Genomic DNA, 15338 nt, shown 5'->3' on the forward strand with positions numbered 1-15338 from the left:
CAAATCCTACCGGCGCCGAAGTGGCCTAAACTTTATGTGTCGCCATCATCAATGAACCTCTGGAGATTACCTGTGACCAGCGTTGTGCATAACCGTGTTCCTATCCGCCGGGCATTGATCTCGGTCTACGACAAAACCGGGCTTGAGGAACTAGCCGCCGGCCTCCACGCTGCCGGAGTTGCGATTGTTTCCACCGGTTCAACGGCAGCCAAGATTGCTGCCGCCGGAATTCCCGTGACCGAAGTATCCGAAGTGACAGGCTTCCCCGAAGCCTTGGACGGCCGGGTCAAAACCCTGCACCCGTTGGTTCACGCCGGAATCCTCGCCGACCGCCGCCTCCCGGATCACGTCCGTCAGCTTGAAGACATGAACGTTCAGCCGTTCGACCTTGTTGTGGTTAACCTGTACCCGTTTGTTGACACAGTAAAATCAGGGGCCGGGCAGGACGCAGTTGTAGAACAGATCGACATTGGCGGTCCCTCCATGGTCCGCGCCGCAGCCAAGAACCACCCCTCAGTAGCCGTTGTTGTTGACCCCACCAAATACGGCGAAGTACTGTCAGCGGCCCAGTCCGGCGGCTTTGAACTCATTGCCCGGCAGCGCCTGGCCGCCGCAGCATTCGCGCACACGGCCGCCTATGACAACGCCGTAGCCGCCTGGACCTCAGCCCAGTTCCTGGACGAAGACGGCGACGGCATCATCGACTGGCCCTCCTACGCCGGCTACTCCCTTGAACGCTCCGAAGTACTGCGTTACGGGGAAAACCCGCACCAGCAGGCAGCGCTTTACGTGGACAAGGGTGCACCTTCGGGGATCGCCCAAGCAGACCAGCTCCACGGCAAGGCCATGAGCTACAACAACTTCGTCGATGCCGATGCTGCCTTACGTGCAGCATTCGACTTTGACGTCCCGGCAGTGGCCGTCATCAAACACGCCAACCCGTGTGGTGTAGCCGTGGCCTCCGTGGACGCAGCGGACCCCATTGCCGACGCCCACGTTAAGGCTCACGCCTGCGATCCACTCTCCGCCTTTGGTGGCGTCATTGCCGCGAACCGCACCGTCACCGCTGGCATGGCCCGCACTGTGGCGCGGATCTTCACCGAAGTAGTCATAGCACCGGACTTTGAGCCCGAAGCGGTTGAAATCCTCTCCAAAAAGAAGAACATCCGGCTGCTTGCGCTGCCGGAAGGCTACGGCCGCTACCCCGCGGAAGTACGCCAGGTTTCCGGCGGCATGCTGGTGCAGATGAGCGATAGGGTCGACGCCGACGGCGACAACCCCGCCAACTGGACCCTCGCCGCAGGAGCGCCGGCCGATGACGCCACGTTGGCTGACCTGGCCTTCGCCTGGACCGCAGTCCGCGCTGCTAAATCCAACGCCATCCTGCTCGCCAACAATGGTGCAGCGGTAGGGATCGGCATGGGGCAGGTCAACCGGGTGGACTCCTGCAAACTGGCCGTTGAACGGGCCAACACCCTAGGTGTGCTTGTCTCCTCCGACGTTGACGGTGCCGGTGGTGCCTCGGCGTCCTCCGAGGCCGCTTCCGAGCAGCGCTCAATCGGAGCCGTGGCTTCCTCCGACGCGTTTTTCCCCTTTGCCGACGGTCTGCAGATCCTGCTCGACGCCGGAGTGCGCGCAGTTGTTCAGCCGGGTGGCTCAGTACGCGATGAAGAAGTGATTGCAGCGGCCAATGCTGCCGGGATCACCATGTACTTCACCGGTGCCCGCCACTTCTTCCACTAGTCCCCACTTCCTCCCCAATTTCAGGTCGCAAGCGACCTGAAATTGGGGCCCCTCGGAAGCGGGGGCCCCATAGTTTCGACTGTGGGCCCACCCACTTCCTCCTTAGGTGAGCGTGCAGTGTGACTGATTTGTTTGAGTGGTTGCTGGCACCTTATGTTGCGGCCACACTCGTCACGAGCGTCGTGGTCACAGCGTTTGTGGCGCTGTTGGTGGGCATTGTGGTGCAGATGCGCAAGCGCTGAAAACGAAGATCTGAGCATAAAAAAGTACGACGCCGGGGTGTCACCTTTCGTGCGAAAGGTGACACCCCGGCGTCGTACTTTAACAGCCAGAATGAAGGAGCTGGAGACGCCATGTGAGAAGCCGGTTGCTCCTACGCACGCTGAAGCCATCCCGCCTTCTTGATGGCGCTAGATGCCAGATCAGATGGGCACCTTGTCCATCTGCTCCGACATCAGCGCCGCCACCGCTCATGGCACGGGCTTAGCCGGCCATGAGTGAACTCGCGGCCGCGCGCTTTACTGTCCTGATTCCTTGCGGGAGCCCAGCTCAGCATCCAAACGCAGCAGACCATTGCCGTCGGCGCCAATGAGGCGCACGCGGCCAATGATTTCCCCTACTGTGGCTTCCTCTTCCAGCTGCTCCTCCACAAACCAGTTCAGCAGCGGGATGGAGTCAATATCGCCCTCCTGCTGGGCCATGCGGTAGAGGTTACGGATGGACTCCGAGACCTTCTGCTCGTGCGCCAGGGAGGCCTCGAAAGCCTCAAGAACCGTGGTGATTGTGACGTTCGGGGCCGTGATGGTGCCGATCTTGGGCGAGGCATTGCGGTCTGTCATATGATCCGTGAACTTCTGTGCGTGCACCAGTTCCTCGTCAGACTGGGCCAGGAACCATCCGGAGATCCCGGGCAGGTCCTGGACATCCATTTCAATGGCCAGCTGGCGATAAACTATCGCGGCCTGAATCTCCAACGTAATTTGATCGTTAATGGCTTCTGCGAGCTTTCCTTTAAGTTCCATACCTCCAAGCTATTGGGAAAATAGTTCCCGCGCATGCTAAGTAAGGCTAAGTTCACCCGTGGAACATGTCACTTTTGACTGCCGATAGCGGGCAAACGTCCTATCTCGGGTAGATTGGAGTGGAAAGAAATCTCACCAGATTCTCAATAATCCATTGAATTTTCGCAGGAGACACCTCGCATATGGCCAAGATTATTTATACCCTGACAGACGAAGCGCCCATGTTGGCCACGTACTCCTTCTTGCCGATTGTTGAGGCATTTGCCTCCACGGCCGGAGTGGACGTGGAAACCCGGGACATCTCCGTATCTGCGCGCATCCTCGCCGTCTTTGGTGACTACCTCACGGAAGATCAGCGAGTGGTTGACTCCCTGGCCGAATTGGGTGCACTGGCTAAGAGCCCGGATGCCAACATCATCAAACTCCCCAACATCAGCGCTTCCATTCCACAGCTCAAGGCTGCTGTTGCCGAGCTTCAGGGCCAGGGCTTTGCTCTTCCGGACTACCCGGATGATCCCTCCACTGATGAGGAAAAAGACGTTCGCGCCCGCTACGACAAGATCAAGGGCAGCGCAGTGAACCCGGTTTTGCGTGAAGGAAACTCTGACCGGCGCGCACCCCAGTCCGTAAAGAACTACGCAAAGGCGAACCCGCACAGCATGGGTGCCTGGAGCGCAGATTCCAAAACCAACGTGGCCACCATGGACGGTGGAGACTTCTTTGACAATGAGAAGTCGGTTGTCATTGAAGCCAATGACAAGATTAAAATACAGTTCGTGGCAACGGACGGCACCACCAGCGTGCTCAAGGAGGCCTTCCCGGTTCTCAAGGATGAGATCATAGACGGCACAGTTATGCGTGCTGCCGAGCTCGATACGTTCTTGAGCGCACAGGTTGCGCGGGCCAAGAAAGAGGGTGTCCTGCTCTCTGCCCACCTGAAGGCCACCATGATGAAGGTTTCGGACCCCATCATTTTCGGCCACGTGGTGAAGGCCTACTTCCCGGAACTCTTCGCCAACTATGGTGAAGCACTGGATGCGGCAGGGCTGAGTCCCGCCAACGGCTTGGCCTCCATCATTAACGGGTTGGGCAATCTGCCCGAGGATGTGCGCACAGGGGTTGAAGCGGCCATCAAGAAAGGCTACGAAGACGGCCCGGCACTGGCCATGGTGGACTCCGACAACGGCATCACCAACCTTCACACCCCTTCCGATGTGATCGTTGACGCGTCCATGCCGGCAATGATCCGCACCTCCGGGCACATGTGGGGTGCGGATGGCCAGGAACACGACACGTTGGCAGTGCTGCCTGATAGCAGCTATGCCGGTATCTACCAGGCCACCATTGATGACTGCCGGGCGCATGGCGCCTTTGATCCAACCACCATGGGCACCGTCCCCAACGTTGGCCTCATGGCACAAGCGGCAGAAGAGTACGGCAGCCATGACAAAACCTTTGAGCTGCGCGAAGCCGGAACCGTGCAGATCCTCAACTCTGCAGGCACCGTCCTTATTGAACACCACGTTGAGGCCGGGGACATCTGGCGCGCCTGCCAGGTCAAGGACATCCCTGTTCGTGACTGGGTCAAGCTTGCCGTAACTCGGGCCCGCGCATCAGAAACCCCCGCGGTGTTCTGGCTGGATGAGAAGCGCGCACACGATGCCAAGCTGATCGTCAAGGTCAATGAATACCTTAAGGAATACGACACCACGGATCTGGATATCCAGATCCTCTCACCAGCGGATGCAACAAAGTTCACCCTGGAGCGAATCCGTCGAGGCGAAGACACCATCTCCGTCACAGGCAACGTGCTCCGTGACTACCTCACAGACCTGTTCCCGATTTTGGAGCTGGGCACGAGCGCCAAAATGCTCTCCATTGTCCCGCTCATTGCAGGTGGTGGCCTCTTTGAAACCGGTGCCGGTGGTTCTGCTCCCAAGCACGTCCAACAGCTGATCAAGGAAAATCACCTGCGGTGGGACTCATTGGGTGAGTTCCTGGCCTTGGCTGTGAGCTTTGAACACCTTGCCGTCAATGAAGGCAATGCCCGTGCTCAGATTTTGGCTGACACTCTGGACCGAGCAACGGGAACGTTCCTGTTGGAAAACAAGTCCCCGAAGCGCAAGGTTGGCGAAATTGACAACCGTGGCAGCCACTTCCACTTGGCCAAGTTCTGGGCACAAGAATTGGCAGCACAGAGTGTTGACGCTGAACTGGCGGCTGCTTTTGCGGCAGTCGCTGCCGATCTGAGCGAGAATGAAGATGCGATCATCGCCGAGCTCGCGCACGTTCAGGGTTCGCCAGTTGACCTGGGTGGCTACTACCGCCCGGACGCAAAAAAGGTTGCAGCGATCATGCGCCCCTCAGCACTGCTGAACAAGGCCATCGACACTCTCGCCTAAGACCCGCCAGGCTTCTTGGAAGCCCTCCGGCGAGTACAAGTAACAAAAACGCCCGTCCCACTCTGGGGCGGGCGTTTTTGCGCTCAATGCCAGCCACGCAATGCCTTATTTATGCCGAGGTACCCAGTTGTACATCATCTGTTATCAGATCTTTACGCAATAGTGTGCTGTACTTCACATTCTCGAGTGTAAGGTCAAGTCACGTGAAGCCAACGGTTACGTAGAACGACGACGTTCCACGGGCCTTGATGCTAACTTCGGAAGGCGCATTTATGAACCGCAAGAGAGTTATGACCACGCTGGCTGCTGCGGCCACTTTTGGGATGCTGCTGGGAGGCTGTGCAAACCAAGCAGCCCCCGAGGGTGGAAGCTCTTCCGCCGCTGGTGGCAGCCAATCGGCTGTAGACATCCCAGCTTTGACATCCATTGAAACGCCAAAGGATGCTGTTCTGCCTGCAGGCGATGGCAAAGCAGTCTGCCCTGATACCACCACGTTGGCTTACATTGGTGCACAAACTGGTGCCAATGCTCAGCTGGGTATCAATATTTTCCAAGGTATTCAGCTAGCCATTAATGAGCACAATGCGGCGAACGCCGAATGCCAGGTGGCATTCAAGAAGTTTGATACGGAAGGTGACCCCAACAAGGCAACTGGTCCCGTCACCCAGGCAACTAAAGAAGAGAATATTATTGGTGTTGTCGGGCTGCCGTTCTCCGGTGAGTCCAAAGCAACCGGCAACATCTTCGAACAGGTGAAGATGGTGCACATCACCCCAGCTGCCACCAACCCCGGGTTGACGGAAAATGGCTGGAAGACGTTCTTCCGCGGACTGGGTAATGACGCAGTTCAGGGTCCGGCCGCGGCTAAGTTCATGACGGGCAAGCTTGGCGCCAAGAAGGTCTACATCGTCCAGGACGACTCCGAATACGGAATCGGTTTGGCACAAACCACAACTGAGGGCTTGGGAGATGCCCTGATCGGCACCGACAAGGTTACTCAAGGCCAGAAGGACTTCTCAGCGACGATCTCCAAGATCATGAACTCCAAAGCTGACGCGGTGTTCTACTCCGGTTACTACGCTGAAGGTGCACCATTTGACCAGCAGCTCGTAGCCAAGGGTTACACCGGAACGTTCATTGGCCCGGATGGCTTGAAGGATGACCAGTTCATCAAGCAGGCAGGCGATGCTTCGAAGAACTCATACTTCACCTGTCCCTGCATCCCCGGTGAATTGATTCCTGACTTCGCTAAGGCCTACAAGGCATTGGCAAATATGGATCCAGGCACATACTCCATCGAAGGATATGACGCGGCAACGGTTCTCTTGGCTGGTATTGACGCAGGCAACCAGGACCGCGCAAAGCTGATGGAGTGGGTCAAGAACTACGACGCCGACGGCTTGAGCAAGCACTACAAATGGAATGACAAGGGTGAACTGCAGGCCCCGACTGTTTACGGCTACAAGGTTGAGAACGGCAAGATTGTTCCCATCGGTGCCATCGGGGAGTAATCCCGCTTGTGGTCACGCTGTGGGGTGGGGAGAACCCGTCCCACAGCGTTTCCATGCACAGACCTCCTAGCCCATTCCGCAGGATCTTAGCGGCCACGGACATAACCTGCCCCGGCGCCCCGCAAGAAACGGACATTCCTATGCTTCCAACCATCCTTATGGCCGCACCAGTGGCCAACGACTGGATTACACTCGACTTTGTTTCCCTGGGACAAAACTTTTGGTCAGCCACTTTTGACGGCCTGACATTTGGTTCCATTTATGCCCTCGTGGCACTTGGTTACACGCTTGTTTACGGCGTGTTGAACCTGATTAACTTTGCTCACTCTGAAGTATTCATCATGGGCTGCTATGCAGTCTTCTTCACCCTAAGTTTCTTAGGATTTGGCCCCTCTGCACCCAATCTGGGCATTGGACAGATTGTCTTGAACCTATTGCTGGCGCTAATAGCCGCCATTGTGGCCTCGGCGCTTACAGCGTTTCTGCTTGAACGGCTCGCGTACAGACCGTTGCGGAAACGCAATGCGCCACGTCTGGTTTTTTTGATCACAGCCATCGGTGCTTCATTCACCATCCAGTACCTGATCTTCCTGTGGCGTGGCCCGGTTCCTGAGCAGGCTTTGACTATGTTCCAGACCAAACCGATTTTCGAAGTCTTTGGAACTATCATCTACTCGGATCAGATTTTGATTGTCACGGCTGCCGTCATCATGATGGTTGTCACCGAGCGCTTCATCAGTAAGTCACGGACAGGGCGTGGTATTCGTGCCGTAGCCCAGGATCCGGACACTGCCACGCTGATGGGAGTGAACAAAGAAAAGATCATCATTACTACGTTCATTATCGGCGGTATTTTGGCCGGTGCTGCCGCACTGTTCTATGTCATGAAGATCCCCTCCGGAGTTGTTTACAACGGTGGCTTTATTTTGGGCATCAAGGCTTTTGCCGCGGCCGTTCTCGGTGGTATCGGCAACGTCCGGGGGGCCCTGCTTGGCGGGCTTCTCCTTGGCTTGATCGGTAACTACGGCCAGATCCTGTTGGGCAACTCGCAATGGACAGATGTCGTGGCGTTCTTGGTGCTGGTTCTGGTGCTGCTGTTCCGCCCAGAAGGCATCCTCGGCACATCGTTGGGAAGGAGCAAAGCATGAGTATGGTTGACGGTCCCAAGCCGCTAAAAACCGCTAAGTCCGGCCAAAGCACTGCCGATATGGAGTCTGCGGGGGTACCTCCAGGATCCAGTGCCGCTGTGCCACGTCCGAACCGTAAATTTGGTTCATGGAGCGATAGATGGCGAGAAATGCCTCGTCAAAAACAATGGCTCATCTTGATCCCTGTGGTGCTCCTAGCCTTTGCTCTTCCAGTGTTAAACCCACCGTTCATAACTACCGAACCAGGCAACGACTGGCCACTAGCCTGCCAGCTTATGGCTATTTATGCGCTGGTGGCCGTAGGGCTAAACATTGTCATTGGTTACGCAGGTTTACTTGATCTGGGCTACATTGCTTTCTTCGCTGTTGGTTCCTATACGGCAGCAATGCTGACAAGCCCCGATTCCGCATTCATTAAGATTCCCTACCTGTGGACCATCCCGGTTGCCATTGCCGTTTCCATGTTTGTGGGTGTCCTGTTGGGCTTGCCCACCCTGCGCCTGCGTGGCGATTATTTGGCTATTGTGACGCTTGGATTTGGCGAGATTGTCCGAATTTTGGCCACCATCATTCCTGCCATGAAGGGCCAGCCCGGTTTCCAGAACGTAGGTCACCCGCCGGGTGTTGGTGATGACGGAATCCCAATTTTCGCCAACTCGAACGGCACGCCGTGGTATTGGATGACGCTTGTCATCCTGATAATAATTCTCTTCCTTGTGGGCAATATGGAGCGTAGCCGCGTGGGCCGGGCATGGATCGCCATCCGTGAAGATGAGGATGCCGCAGAGACCATGGGCGTACCAACGTTCAAGTACAAGGTGTGGGCGTTTGCACTGGGTGCCGGTGTTGGCGGCCTTGCAGGTGCGCTGATGGGCGGCCAGGTTGGCTTTGTGAATAACCAGAAGTTCGACGTCGTGACGTCAATTTTGTTTGTCGCGGCAGTAGTCTTGGGTGGATCAGGAAACAAGGTCGGGGCCATCCTTGGCGGTGCGCTGGTTGCGTATATTCCACTGAGGTTCACAGCTATTGCCGAATACAAGTTCCTGATCTTCGGCTTGGCGCTGGTACTGATCATGATTTACCGCTCGCAGGGCCTTATCCCGGCTCGTCAGAGGCTGTTGGCCTATGGCACCAAAGCGTACGCTTCCGTCAGGGAGCGGTATGCCAAACCGACAAAGAAAAATGGCGGTCCAGGTGGCACAGGCATAGTAGGCACACCTCCGGCCACAGCCCAACCCAATGCTGAAGGGATGACACCATGAGCCATGCGGCGCAAGAATCAACCGGTGACTCTGCAGCAGATGTAGGAGCAGGAGGAGTTGACCTCGATGTTGCGGCTGCCATTGCTCCTGATCGAAGCTTTGATGTTGCCATCGGTGAAGACCTGGTGGAAGTAAAGAACCTGACAATGAAATTTGGTGGCCTGGTGGCCATGGATGATGTCAGTTTCACCATCAAACGTGGTGAAATCCTTGGTTTGATCGGCCCCAATGGTGCCGGTAAGACCACGTGCTTCAATGCCATGACAGGGGTGTATAAACCCACAAGTGGGCAAGTACTGCTTGAAGGCAAGATGCTCAACGGCATGAAGCAGCATAAAATCACCCGGGCCGGCTTGGCTCGTACCTTCCAGAACATTCGCCTTTTTGGTGAGATGACAGCTCTGGAGAACGTTGTGGTGGGTTTGGACGCCCGGCACAAAACAAGCGTTGTTGGGGCGCTATTGCGTTTACCAAGGCACATCCGCGAGGAAAAAAGCGCCATAGAGCGCGGCCTGGCCCTGTTGGCATTTGTTGGTATCGAACACCAAGCCGCCACACTGTCCAAGCACTTGCCCTATGGCAGCCAGCGTCGCCTAGAAATTGCTAGGGCACTGGCCACGGACCCCAAAGTGTTGTGTTTGGATGAACCAGCAGCCGGCTTCAACCCTGCTGAAAAAGAAGAGCTGATGGCCCTCATCCGCACCATCCGCGATGATGGCTACACGGTACTTCTGATTGAGCATGATATGAAACTGGTCATGGGTGTCACGGACAGGATTGTTGTTTTGGAATTTGGCAAGAAGATTGCCGACGGCAAACCGCATGACATCCGCGAAGACCCACGTGTTATTTCCGCCTACCTAGGGGAGCCTGAAGATGACTTTGCTTGAGCTGAACGACGTCTCAGTCCACTATGGACGGATTCAGGCAATCCACAACATGTCTTTCACAGTTGATGAGGGCGAGATTGTCTCGTTGATCGGTGCCAATGGTGCCGGAAAAACAACCACCATGAAGACTATTTCAGGGCTGCTGAATCCATCCGGTGGCTCCATTAAGTTCATGGGCGAGGACATCACCAAGATGAAAGCGCACATCAGGGTGGTCCAGGGTATTTCCCAAGCACCCGAAGGCAGGGGTATTTTCCCGGCCATGACTGTGCTTGAAAATCTTGATATGGGTACCTTTGGCCGCAAGGACAGAAGCGGTGTGAGCAAGGACCTTGAGCGGGTCTTTACGTTGTTTCCACGGTTGCAGGAACGGCAGAAGCAGTTTGGTGGAACCATGAGTGGTGGTGAGCAGCAGATGCTCGCCATTGGCAGGGCGTTGATGTCCCGGCCCAAACTGCTGCTGCTGGATGAGCCTTCGATGGGTCTTGCGCCACAGTTCATCCGCCAGATCTTCAAGATCATCACGGAGATCAACAGCCAGGGCACCACCGTGCTGCTGGTGGAACAAAACGCCAACCAGGCTCTGGCCCGGGCGCATCGGGCGTTTGTGCTGGAGACGGGGGAGATCACCCACAGTGGTACGGGTAAGGAGCTCCTGGCCAACCCGGCCATCAAGGAAGCATACCTGGGCGTCGGCTAACCCCTACCCCAACGCTCGCTCACTTGATGTTGTATATCGAAGATCGCTCCTTCACCTAGTGAAGGAGCGATCTTCATTTCTCGACGTGGAGTGAGCGAGCGTCGGGTGGGGGTTAGAGATCGGTTCTGTCATCGTTCGGGTAGCTGACACCCAATTGGCGTCTTACCTCATCAAATAGCTCCATGATGGCCAGCGAATCATCCAGCGGCATGGTGGTGCTCTCCGTCAATCCTGCCTGTATGCAGCGTGTCACCTCGCGCAGCTGGTACGTGTAGCCCCGGCCCGGGTGCTCAAATTTTTCGGTTCGCTTAGCACTCCCGGGCCCTGAAATAAGGATCTGCGTGGGGTTGTTAAGCGAGTCCACCGTTTCCAAATAGCCCAAAGTGCCAGAAATTGTCGCCCGGCTGGGCCCCTGCGAGGTGAGATAACTGAGCAGCTGGGCTTGAGCCCCACTGGGAAAGCTCAGTGAAATGGTGTTCTGGCTGTCAACGCCCAACGCTGTGAGCTCGCCCGAGGCGGCCACAGCCTCCGGGCGGCCAAGCGTGGCCCATGCCCACAGCAGGGGGTAAACGGTCAGATCCAGAAGCGCCCCGCCGCCGTCGGCCGGAGCCCAAATCCGTAGTGATTCATCGACTGGGGCCACGAAACCCAGATTGGCTTGAACCCATTTAACCTCACCGATTTCTCCTGCGGCAATGATCTCCAACGCCCTCTGAAAGCCTGGCACAAAGCGGGCCCAGACCGCTTCCATGAGGAACAAGCCCTTGGCCCGTGCCAGTGCGATCAAGTTCCGCGCCTCGGCTGCTGTGATGGCCAACGCCTTCTCACACAGAACATGCTTGCCATGCTCAAGTGCTGACTTGGCTACATCGTAATGTTGGCCGTGCGGAGTGGCAATGTAGACAACATCAACGTCGGGATCCGCCACCAATTGAAGATGACCGGCAGCACCTAAGCCGTCAGGTCCGCCGTCGTAGTAGTGGGAGGTAAAGCCAAACCTCGTTGCAAACTGAGTTGCACTGCCTTCGTTGCGCGAACTGACAGCTTGCAGCACCGCGTCCTCCAGAAGCACAAGATCGGCTGTGACGGTCTTGGCGATATTTCCCGTAGCAATCACGCCCCAGCGCAGGGCCCTGCCAGTGGCCGCAAGCGTTTCGGGATTGAACGTGGTGTACCAGTCGGGACGGCCGACGAATCGTGGGTTGCTCATGAAGATATTCTCCCAGCTACGCACCAAAGGGGAGTGAACATGACAAAGGCCCCATCCGTCAATAAATTCGACGGCGGATGGGGCCTTTGGATTTGTGCTACTTTGCAGCAGGAGGTTCTCAGGAGCGGGGTTTAGCCCTTCACTGATCCACTCATCAAACCGCCCACAAAGTACTTGCCCAACAAAATGTAGACAATGAGTGTTGGCACAGAAGCGATCAGTGCCCCTGCCATCGAGGCGGCGTAATCGGTGAGCTGGCCACCAGCGAGGAACGAGAGCGCGATCGTCACAGGGCCGTTGCGGCCTGAGGAGAAGAACGCGGCAAAGAGGTAATCGTTCCATGCTGAAGTGAACTGCCAGATCAACACCACGACGAAGCCAGGTGCTGACACTGGCAGGATGACGGAGCCGTAAGTGCGCAGGATTCCTGCACCATCCATTCGTGCTGCCTCGATGAGTTCATCGGGTATGGAGGTGTAGTAGTTGCGGAAGATCAGCGTACAGATCGGCAGGCCATAAACAATGTGCAGCAGCATCAAAGAGGGGACACCCTGAGGTACGCCCAAATCGCTAACTAGCTGCGTCAGCGGGATCATCACGGCCTGGTAAGGGATGAACATACCGAACAAGATCAACGTGAATACAATATTCGAGCCGGGGAACTTCCACTTTGAAAGCACGTAGCCATTGATGGAGCCCAGGAATGCGGAAACCAGTGCGGAGGGGACCACCAACATGACGGTGCGTCCCAGGGAGGGAGCCAGCGTAGTCCAGGCTTTCACCCAGCCGCCGGTTTCCCAAACCTGGGGGAGGTACCATGCGCGGGAGGGGTCGGCGTCGGCCGTTCCCTTGAAGCTGGTAATGAACAAAACGTAGGCCGGCAACATAACCATCACGACGAAGAAAAGCAGCAGAGCGTACTTCAACGTGCGGTTAATGCGGCGCTTGGTATTGCGCTTAGAGTCAGACTTCATGTCCTGCGCCGAACGCAGACGGTTCTTGTTGTTCACTGTGGCGGTGGACATTAGCGCTTCTCCGCTCGTGAGGTGTACCAGAGGTAGGGGATGACAACCAGTGCCACCAGAACCAGCAAGATAGTTCCGATCGCAGCAGCATCGGCGTAGTCACTGCCGATGTACTTGACCCACATCATCGTGGCAGGAACCTGGACGTCATAAGTATTGGCGTCGGGGACTATCGCTCGGATGAGGTCGAAGAGCTTCAAGGACATGTGACCGATGATGATCACCGCTGAGAGCATGACCGGGCTCAGCTGCGGGAAAATCACGTGCCGGTACAGCTTCCATTCGGTGCAACCGTCAATCCGGGCCGCTTCGCGCAGCTCATCGGGGATACCGCGGAAACCAGCAAGGAACAGGGCCATGACGTAGCCGGAAAGCTGCCAGATGGCAGGGACGGCGATGGCGGCAATACCCCACGTCGGATTGGACCACCAGTCGTTTTGCAAGGCACCCAAGCCAACGCTATCAAGTAGCCGGTTCAAACCAGTGGTGCGTTCACCACCGGGCTGGGAGGTTTGCAAACTCGAAAGCAGCCAACGCCAAACAACACCGGAGGCGATGAAAGACACTGACATGGGGAAGAGGTAAACCGAGCGGAAGAAGCCTTCACCCTTGGCTGGTTGTTCCAAAATCCAGGCCCAGAGGAAGCCGAAGATTAGTGTGCCACCAAGGAAGACGATGGTCAGGATCAGCAGATTCCACAATGAGTGCTGGAAGTTCGGGTCTGCCAAAAGATTGGTGTAGTTCTGAAAACCAACATATTTGCTGCTGGGCTTCGCCGTGTGCTGGTTAGTCAGGCTGACACGGAAATTCTCAATAATAAGCCAATAGACGAATACGCCAACCAGTATCAGGGTGGGGGCGAGTAGCAATACGCCTGGGCCCCATGTTTTTGCACGTTTTAACATAATTTGCCTCCTTCCGAAGAAAATCGGTACCGCATGGGTTGGGGGCGGCACGACATGTTTGTCGCAGCCGCCCCCGACCTAATTGCGGTTGTTACTTGGCGAACTTCTCTGCGATGGACGCAGCGGAGTTCTGAAGTCCTTCAACGTTCTTATCGCCACCGAATTTGCTGACGGCGGTGCTCAGATCGTTCAACCAGGCAACCGGCACTGCTGCGCCGTGGGCCAGGGATGAAACGATCTTGTCCTGGCTAAAGTCCTTAATGGCGCTCTTCTGGTATTCAGAGAAGTCATCGGTCTTTGCCGTGGTGTTGGCCGGGATGGAACCCTTGACCTTGTTGAAAGCGGTCTGGCCCTCGGCCGAGCCAATGGTGCTCAACCAAGCCTTGGCGCCGGCGGGGTTCGGAGCACCCTTGGGGAGGGTGAAGGAGTCCGCTAGGAAGTCGAAGACTCCTGCTGTTCCCGGTGTGGGGAAGTAGACGTAGTCAACGCCAGGCTTGTCGCCGTCCTGTGCAAACTTAGCTTCAGCCCAGTCGCCCATGACGTTGTAGGCAGCTGCACCATCCTGAACCAGCTGTGTGGCCGGAGCCCAGTCGCTGAGGGAGTCGCGGTCGGTGTTGGTGTAGGTGAGAGCCTTCTCGTAAGCCTTGATAGCTGTGGAAACTTCGGCGCTCTTCCAGTCAGTCTTGCCATCCCAGAGACCGTTGTAACCGTCGGTGCCCAAGCTTGAGAGGAGAATGTTCTCGAACAGCTGGACCTGTGTCCAGGAACCTGCCACTGCCAAGGGGATGGTTCCTGAAGCCTTGATCTTGTCCATATCAGCGAACCAACCATCAAGATCGGCAGCAGGCTTTTCCGGATCCACGCCGGCTTTCTTCAAGACCTCAACGTTGGCCCAGACCACGTTGGCACGGTGGATGTTGGAGGGGACGGAGTAGATCTTGCCATCAACCGTCAGGCGGTCAACCAGATCCTTGGGGAACTGTGCGGCGAGGTCGTTGTCCTTGTAGAAGCCGCTCAGATCTTCAAGCTGGTCAGCATCGATGTAATCCTGCAGCTCAGCTCCTGCATGGGCCTGGAAAGAATCAGGCGGGTTGCCAGCTTTCAGCTGGGCAGCCAGGACGCTCTTGGCCTGTGAACCTGCCCCGCCGGCGACGGCAAGGTTGTCAAAGGTGACGTTCGGGTAATCCGTGCCAAATACCTTGACGAGTGCGTCAAGACCAGCCTTTTCGGAACCGTCGGCCCACCAAGTAAATACACCAACTTTTCCGGTGGCATCTTTGGCGTTGGAGCTGTCGGTGGGTGTGTCGCCGCCGCCGCCACAGGCCGCCAGGGTCAGACCCAGCGCTGCAACTCCGGCAAGCAACGATAGACGACGTCGCATGTGTTTCCTCCATGAATAAATGTTCGAAAATGATGATCTCGGAAAGCGTATGAATTACTCTCTCCCCAAAAGTTACCTTTATCACTACTTGCAGTCAACTATTTAACGCAACAGAATGGTAACAGTCCGGATTATGGCC

13 protein-coding genes are annotated in these 15338 nt (G+C 56.5%); 8 read left to right on the forward strand and 5 right to left on the reverse strand.

Going from position 1 to position 15338, the window contains the following annotated elements; all coding sequences use genetic code 11:
- The first annotated feature begins 51 nt into the window (after positions 1 to 51).
- Both purH and AAFM46_RS03890 read left to right on the forward strand, forming a co-directional pair.
- Positions 52 to 1743, forward strand: a complete 1692-nt coding sequence (gene purH, locus AAFM46_RS03885) for a bifunctional phosphoribosylaminoimidazolecarboxamide formyltransferase/IMP cyclohydrolase (protein ID WP_343319679.1) — start codon at positions 52 to 54, stop codon at positions 1741 to 1743.
- A gap of 119 nt (positions 1744 to 1862) precedes the next feature.
- Positions 1863 to 1985: a hypothetical protein gene (locus AAFM46_RS03890; protein ID WP_343319680.1), complete on the forward strand. Its 123-nt coding sequence runs from the start codon at positions 1863 to 1865 to the stop codon at positions 1983 to 1985.
- Positions 1986 to 2261: 276 nt separating this feature from the next.
- Here AAFM46_RS03890 and AAFM46_RS03895 read toward each other — a convergent pair whose 3' ends face one another.
- A complete protein-coding gene (locus tag AAFM46_RS03895) occupies positions 2262 to 2765 on the reverse strand; it encodes a ferritin (RefSeq protein WP_283530609.1) in 504 nt (167 codons plus the stop codon).
- A 182-nt stretch (positions 2766 to 2947) separates the two neighbouring features.
- Here AAFM46_RS03895 and AAFM46_RS03900 point away from each other — a divergent pair, with 182 nt between their 5' ends.
- The 6 genes from AAFM46_RS03900 to AAFM46_RS03925 all read left to right on the forward strand — a co-directional run bounded on the left by AAFM46_RS03900 (position 2948) and on the right by AAFM46_RS03925 (position 10678).
- Positions 2948 to 5167 (forward strand): NADP-dependent isocitrate dehydrogenase, encoded by a 2220-nt coding sequence (locus AAFM46_RS03900; RefSeq protein ID WP_343319682.1) that lies wholly within the window; start codon positions 2948 to 2950, stop codon positions 5165 to 5167.
- Positions 5168 to 5439: 272 nt separating this feature from the next.
- Positions 5440 to 6678 (forward strand): branched-chain amino acid ABC transporter substrate-binding protein, encoded by a 1239-nt coding sequence (locus AAFM46_RS03905; RefSeq protein WP_283530601.1) that lies wholly within the window; start codon positions 5440 to 5442, stop codon positions 6676 to 6678.
- A gap of 140 nt (positions 6679 to 6818) precedes the next feature.
- A complete protein-coding gene (locus tag AAFM46_RS03910) occupies positions 6819 to 7826 on the forward strand; it encodes a branched-chain amino acid ABC transporter permease (protein ID WP_283530599.1) in 1008 nt (335 codons plus the stop codon).
- Positions 7823 to 9088 (forward strand): branched-chain amino acid ABC transporter permease, encoded by a 1266-nt coding sequence (locus tag AAFM46_RS03915; RefSeq protein ID WP_283530598.1) that lies wholly within the window; start codon positions 7823 to 7825, stop codon positions 9086 to 9088. Before AAFM46_RS03910 ends, AAFM46_RS03915 begins: the two co-directional genes overlap by 4 nt.
- Complete coding sequence (locus AAFM46_RS03920) at positions 9085 to 9978, forward strand: ABC transporter ATP-binding protein (protein ID WP_283530596.1); 894 nt, start codon at positions 9085 to 9087, stop codon at positions 9976 to 9978. Before AAFM46_RS03915 ends, AAFM46_RS03920 begins: the two co-directional genes overlap by 4 nt.
- Positions 9965 to 10678, forward strand: coding sequence for an ABC transporter ATP-binding protein (locus tag AAFM46_RS03925; RefSeq protein WP_283530593.1), 714 nt, complete (start codon positions 9965 to 9967; stop codon positions 10676 to 10678). Before AAFM46_RS03920 ends, AAFM46_RS03925 begins: the two co-directional genes overlap by 14 nt.
- Before the next feature lie 112 nt (positions 10679 to 10790).
- On the opposite strand, the gene AAFM46_RS03930 is transcribed toward AAFM46_RS03925, so the two are convergent.
- The 4 genes from AAFM46_RS03930 to AAFM46_RS03945 form a co-directional block, all read right to left on the reverse strand.
- Positions 10791 to 11888, reverse strand: a complete 1098-nt coding sequence (locus tag AAFM46_RS03930; protein WP_343319684.1) for a Gfo/Idh/MocA family oxidoreductase — start codon at positions 11886 to 11888, stop codon at positions 10791 to 10793.
- 131 nt (positions 11889 to 12019) lie between these two features.
- Positions 12020 to 12862 (reverse strand): carbohydrate ABC transporter permease, encoded by an 843-nt coding sequence (locus tag AAFM46_RS03935; RefSeq protein ID WP_283530870.1) that lies wholly within the window; start codon positions 12860 to 12862, stop codon positions 12020 to 12022.
- 50 nt (positions 12863 to 12912) lie between these two features.
- Positions 12913 to 13818: a sugar ABC transporter permease gene (locus tag AAFM46_RS03940; protein WP_283530589.1), complete on the reverse strand. Its 906-nt coding sequence runs from the start codon at positions 13816 to 13818 to the stop codon at positions 12913 to 12915.
- Between the two features lie 91 nt (positions 13819 to 13909).
- Positions 13910 to 15199, reverse strand: a complete 1290-nt coding sequence (locus AAFM46_RS03945; protein WP_283530587.1) for an ABC transporter substrate-binding protein — start codon at positions 15197 to 15199, stop codon at positions 13910 to 13912.
- Between the last annotated feature and the right edge of the window lie 139 nt (positions 15200 to 15338).

It is taken from the genome of Arthrobacter sp. TMP15, from assembly GCF_039529835.1.
Classification (GTDB): Bacteria; Actinomycetota; Actinomycetes; order Actinomycetales; family Micrococcaceae; genus Specibacter.

Bases quoted from the DNA above. Each gene is read 5' to 3' on its own strand.
- AAFM46_RS03945 (WP_283530587.1), bottom strand. From the start codon at position 15,199: ATGCGACGTCGTCTATCGTTGCTTGCCGGAGTTGCAGCGCTGGGTCTG.
- AAFM46_RS03905 (WP_283530601.1), top strand. From the start codon at position 5,440: ATGAACCGCAAGAGAGTTATGACCACGCTGGCTGCTGCGGCCACTTTT.
- AAFM46_RS03925 (WP_283530593.1), top strand. From the start codon at position 9,965: ATGACTTTGCTTGAGCTGAACGACGTCTCAGTCCACTATGGACGGATT.
- AAFM46_RS03940 (WP_283530589.1), bottom strand. From the start codon at position 13,818: ATGTTAAAACGTGCAAAAACATGGGGCCCAGGCGTATTGCTACTCGCC.
- AAFM46_RS03930 (WP_343319684.1), bottom strand. From the start codon at position 11,888: ATGAGCAACCCACGATTCGTCGGCCGTCCCGACTGGTACACCACGTTC.
- AAFM46_RS03895 (WP_283530609.1), bottom strand. From the start codon at position 2,765: ATGGAACTTAAAGGAAAGCTCGCAGAAGCCATTAACGATCAAATTACG.
- purH (WP_343319679.1), top strand. From the start codon at position 52: ATGAACCTCTGGAGATTACCTGTGACCAGCGTTGTGCATAACCGTGTT.
- AAFM46_RS03920 (WP_283530596.1), top strand. From the start codon at position 9,085: ATGAGCCATGCGGCGCAAGAATCAACCGGTGACTCTGCAGCAGATGTA.
- AAFM46_RS03935 (WP_283530870.1), bottom strand. From the start codon at position 12,862: ATGAAGTCTGACTCTAAGCGCAATACCAAGCGCCGCATTAACCGCACG.
- AAFM46_RS03910 (WP_283530599.1), top strand. From the start codon at position 6,819: ATGCTTCCAACCATCCTTATGGCCGCACCAGTGGCCAACGACTGGATT.
- AAFM46_RS03900 (WP_343319682.1), top strand. From the start codon at position 2,948: ATGGCCAAGATTATTTATACCCTGACAGACGAAGCGCCCATGTTGGCC.
- AAFM46_RS03915 (WP_283530598.1), top strand. From the start codon at position 7,823: ATGAGTATGGTTGACGGTCCCAAGCCGCTAAAAACCGCTAAGTCCGGC.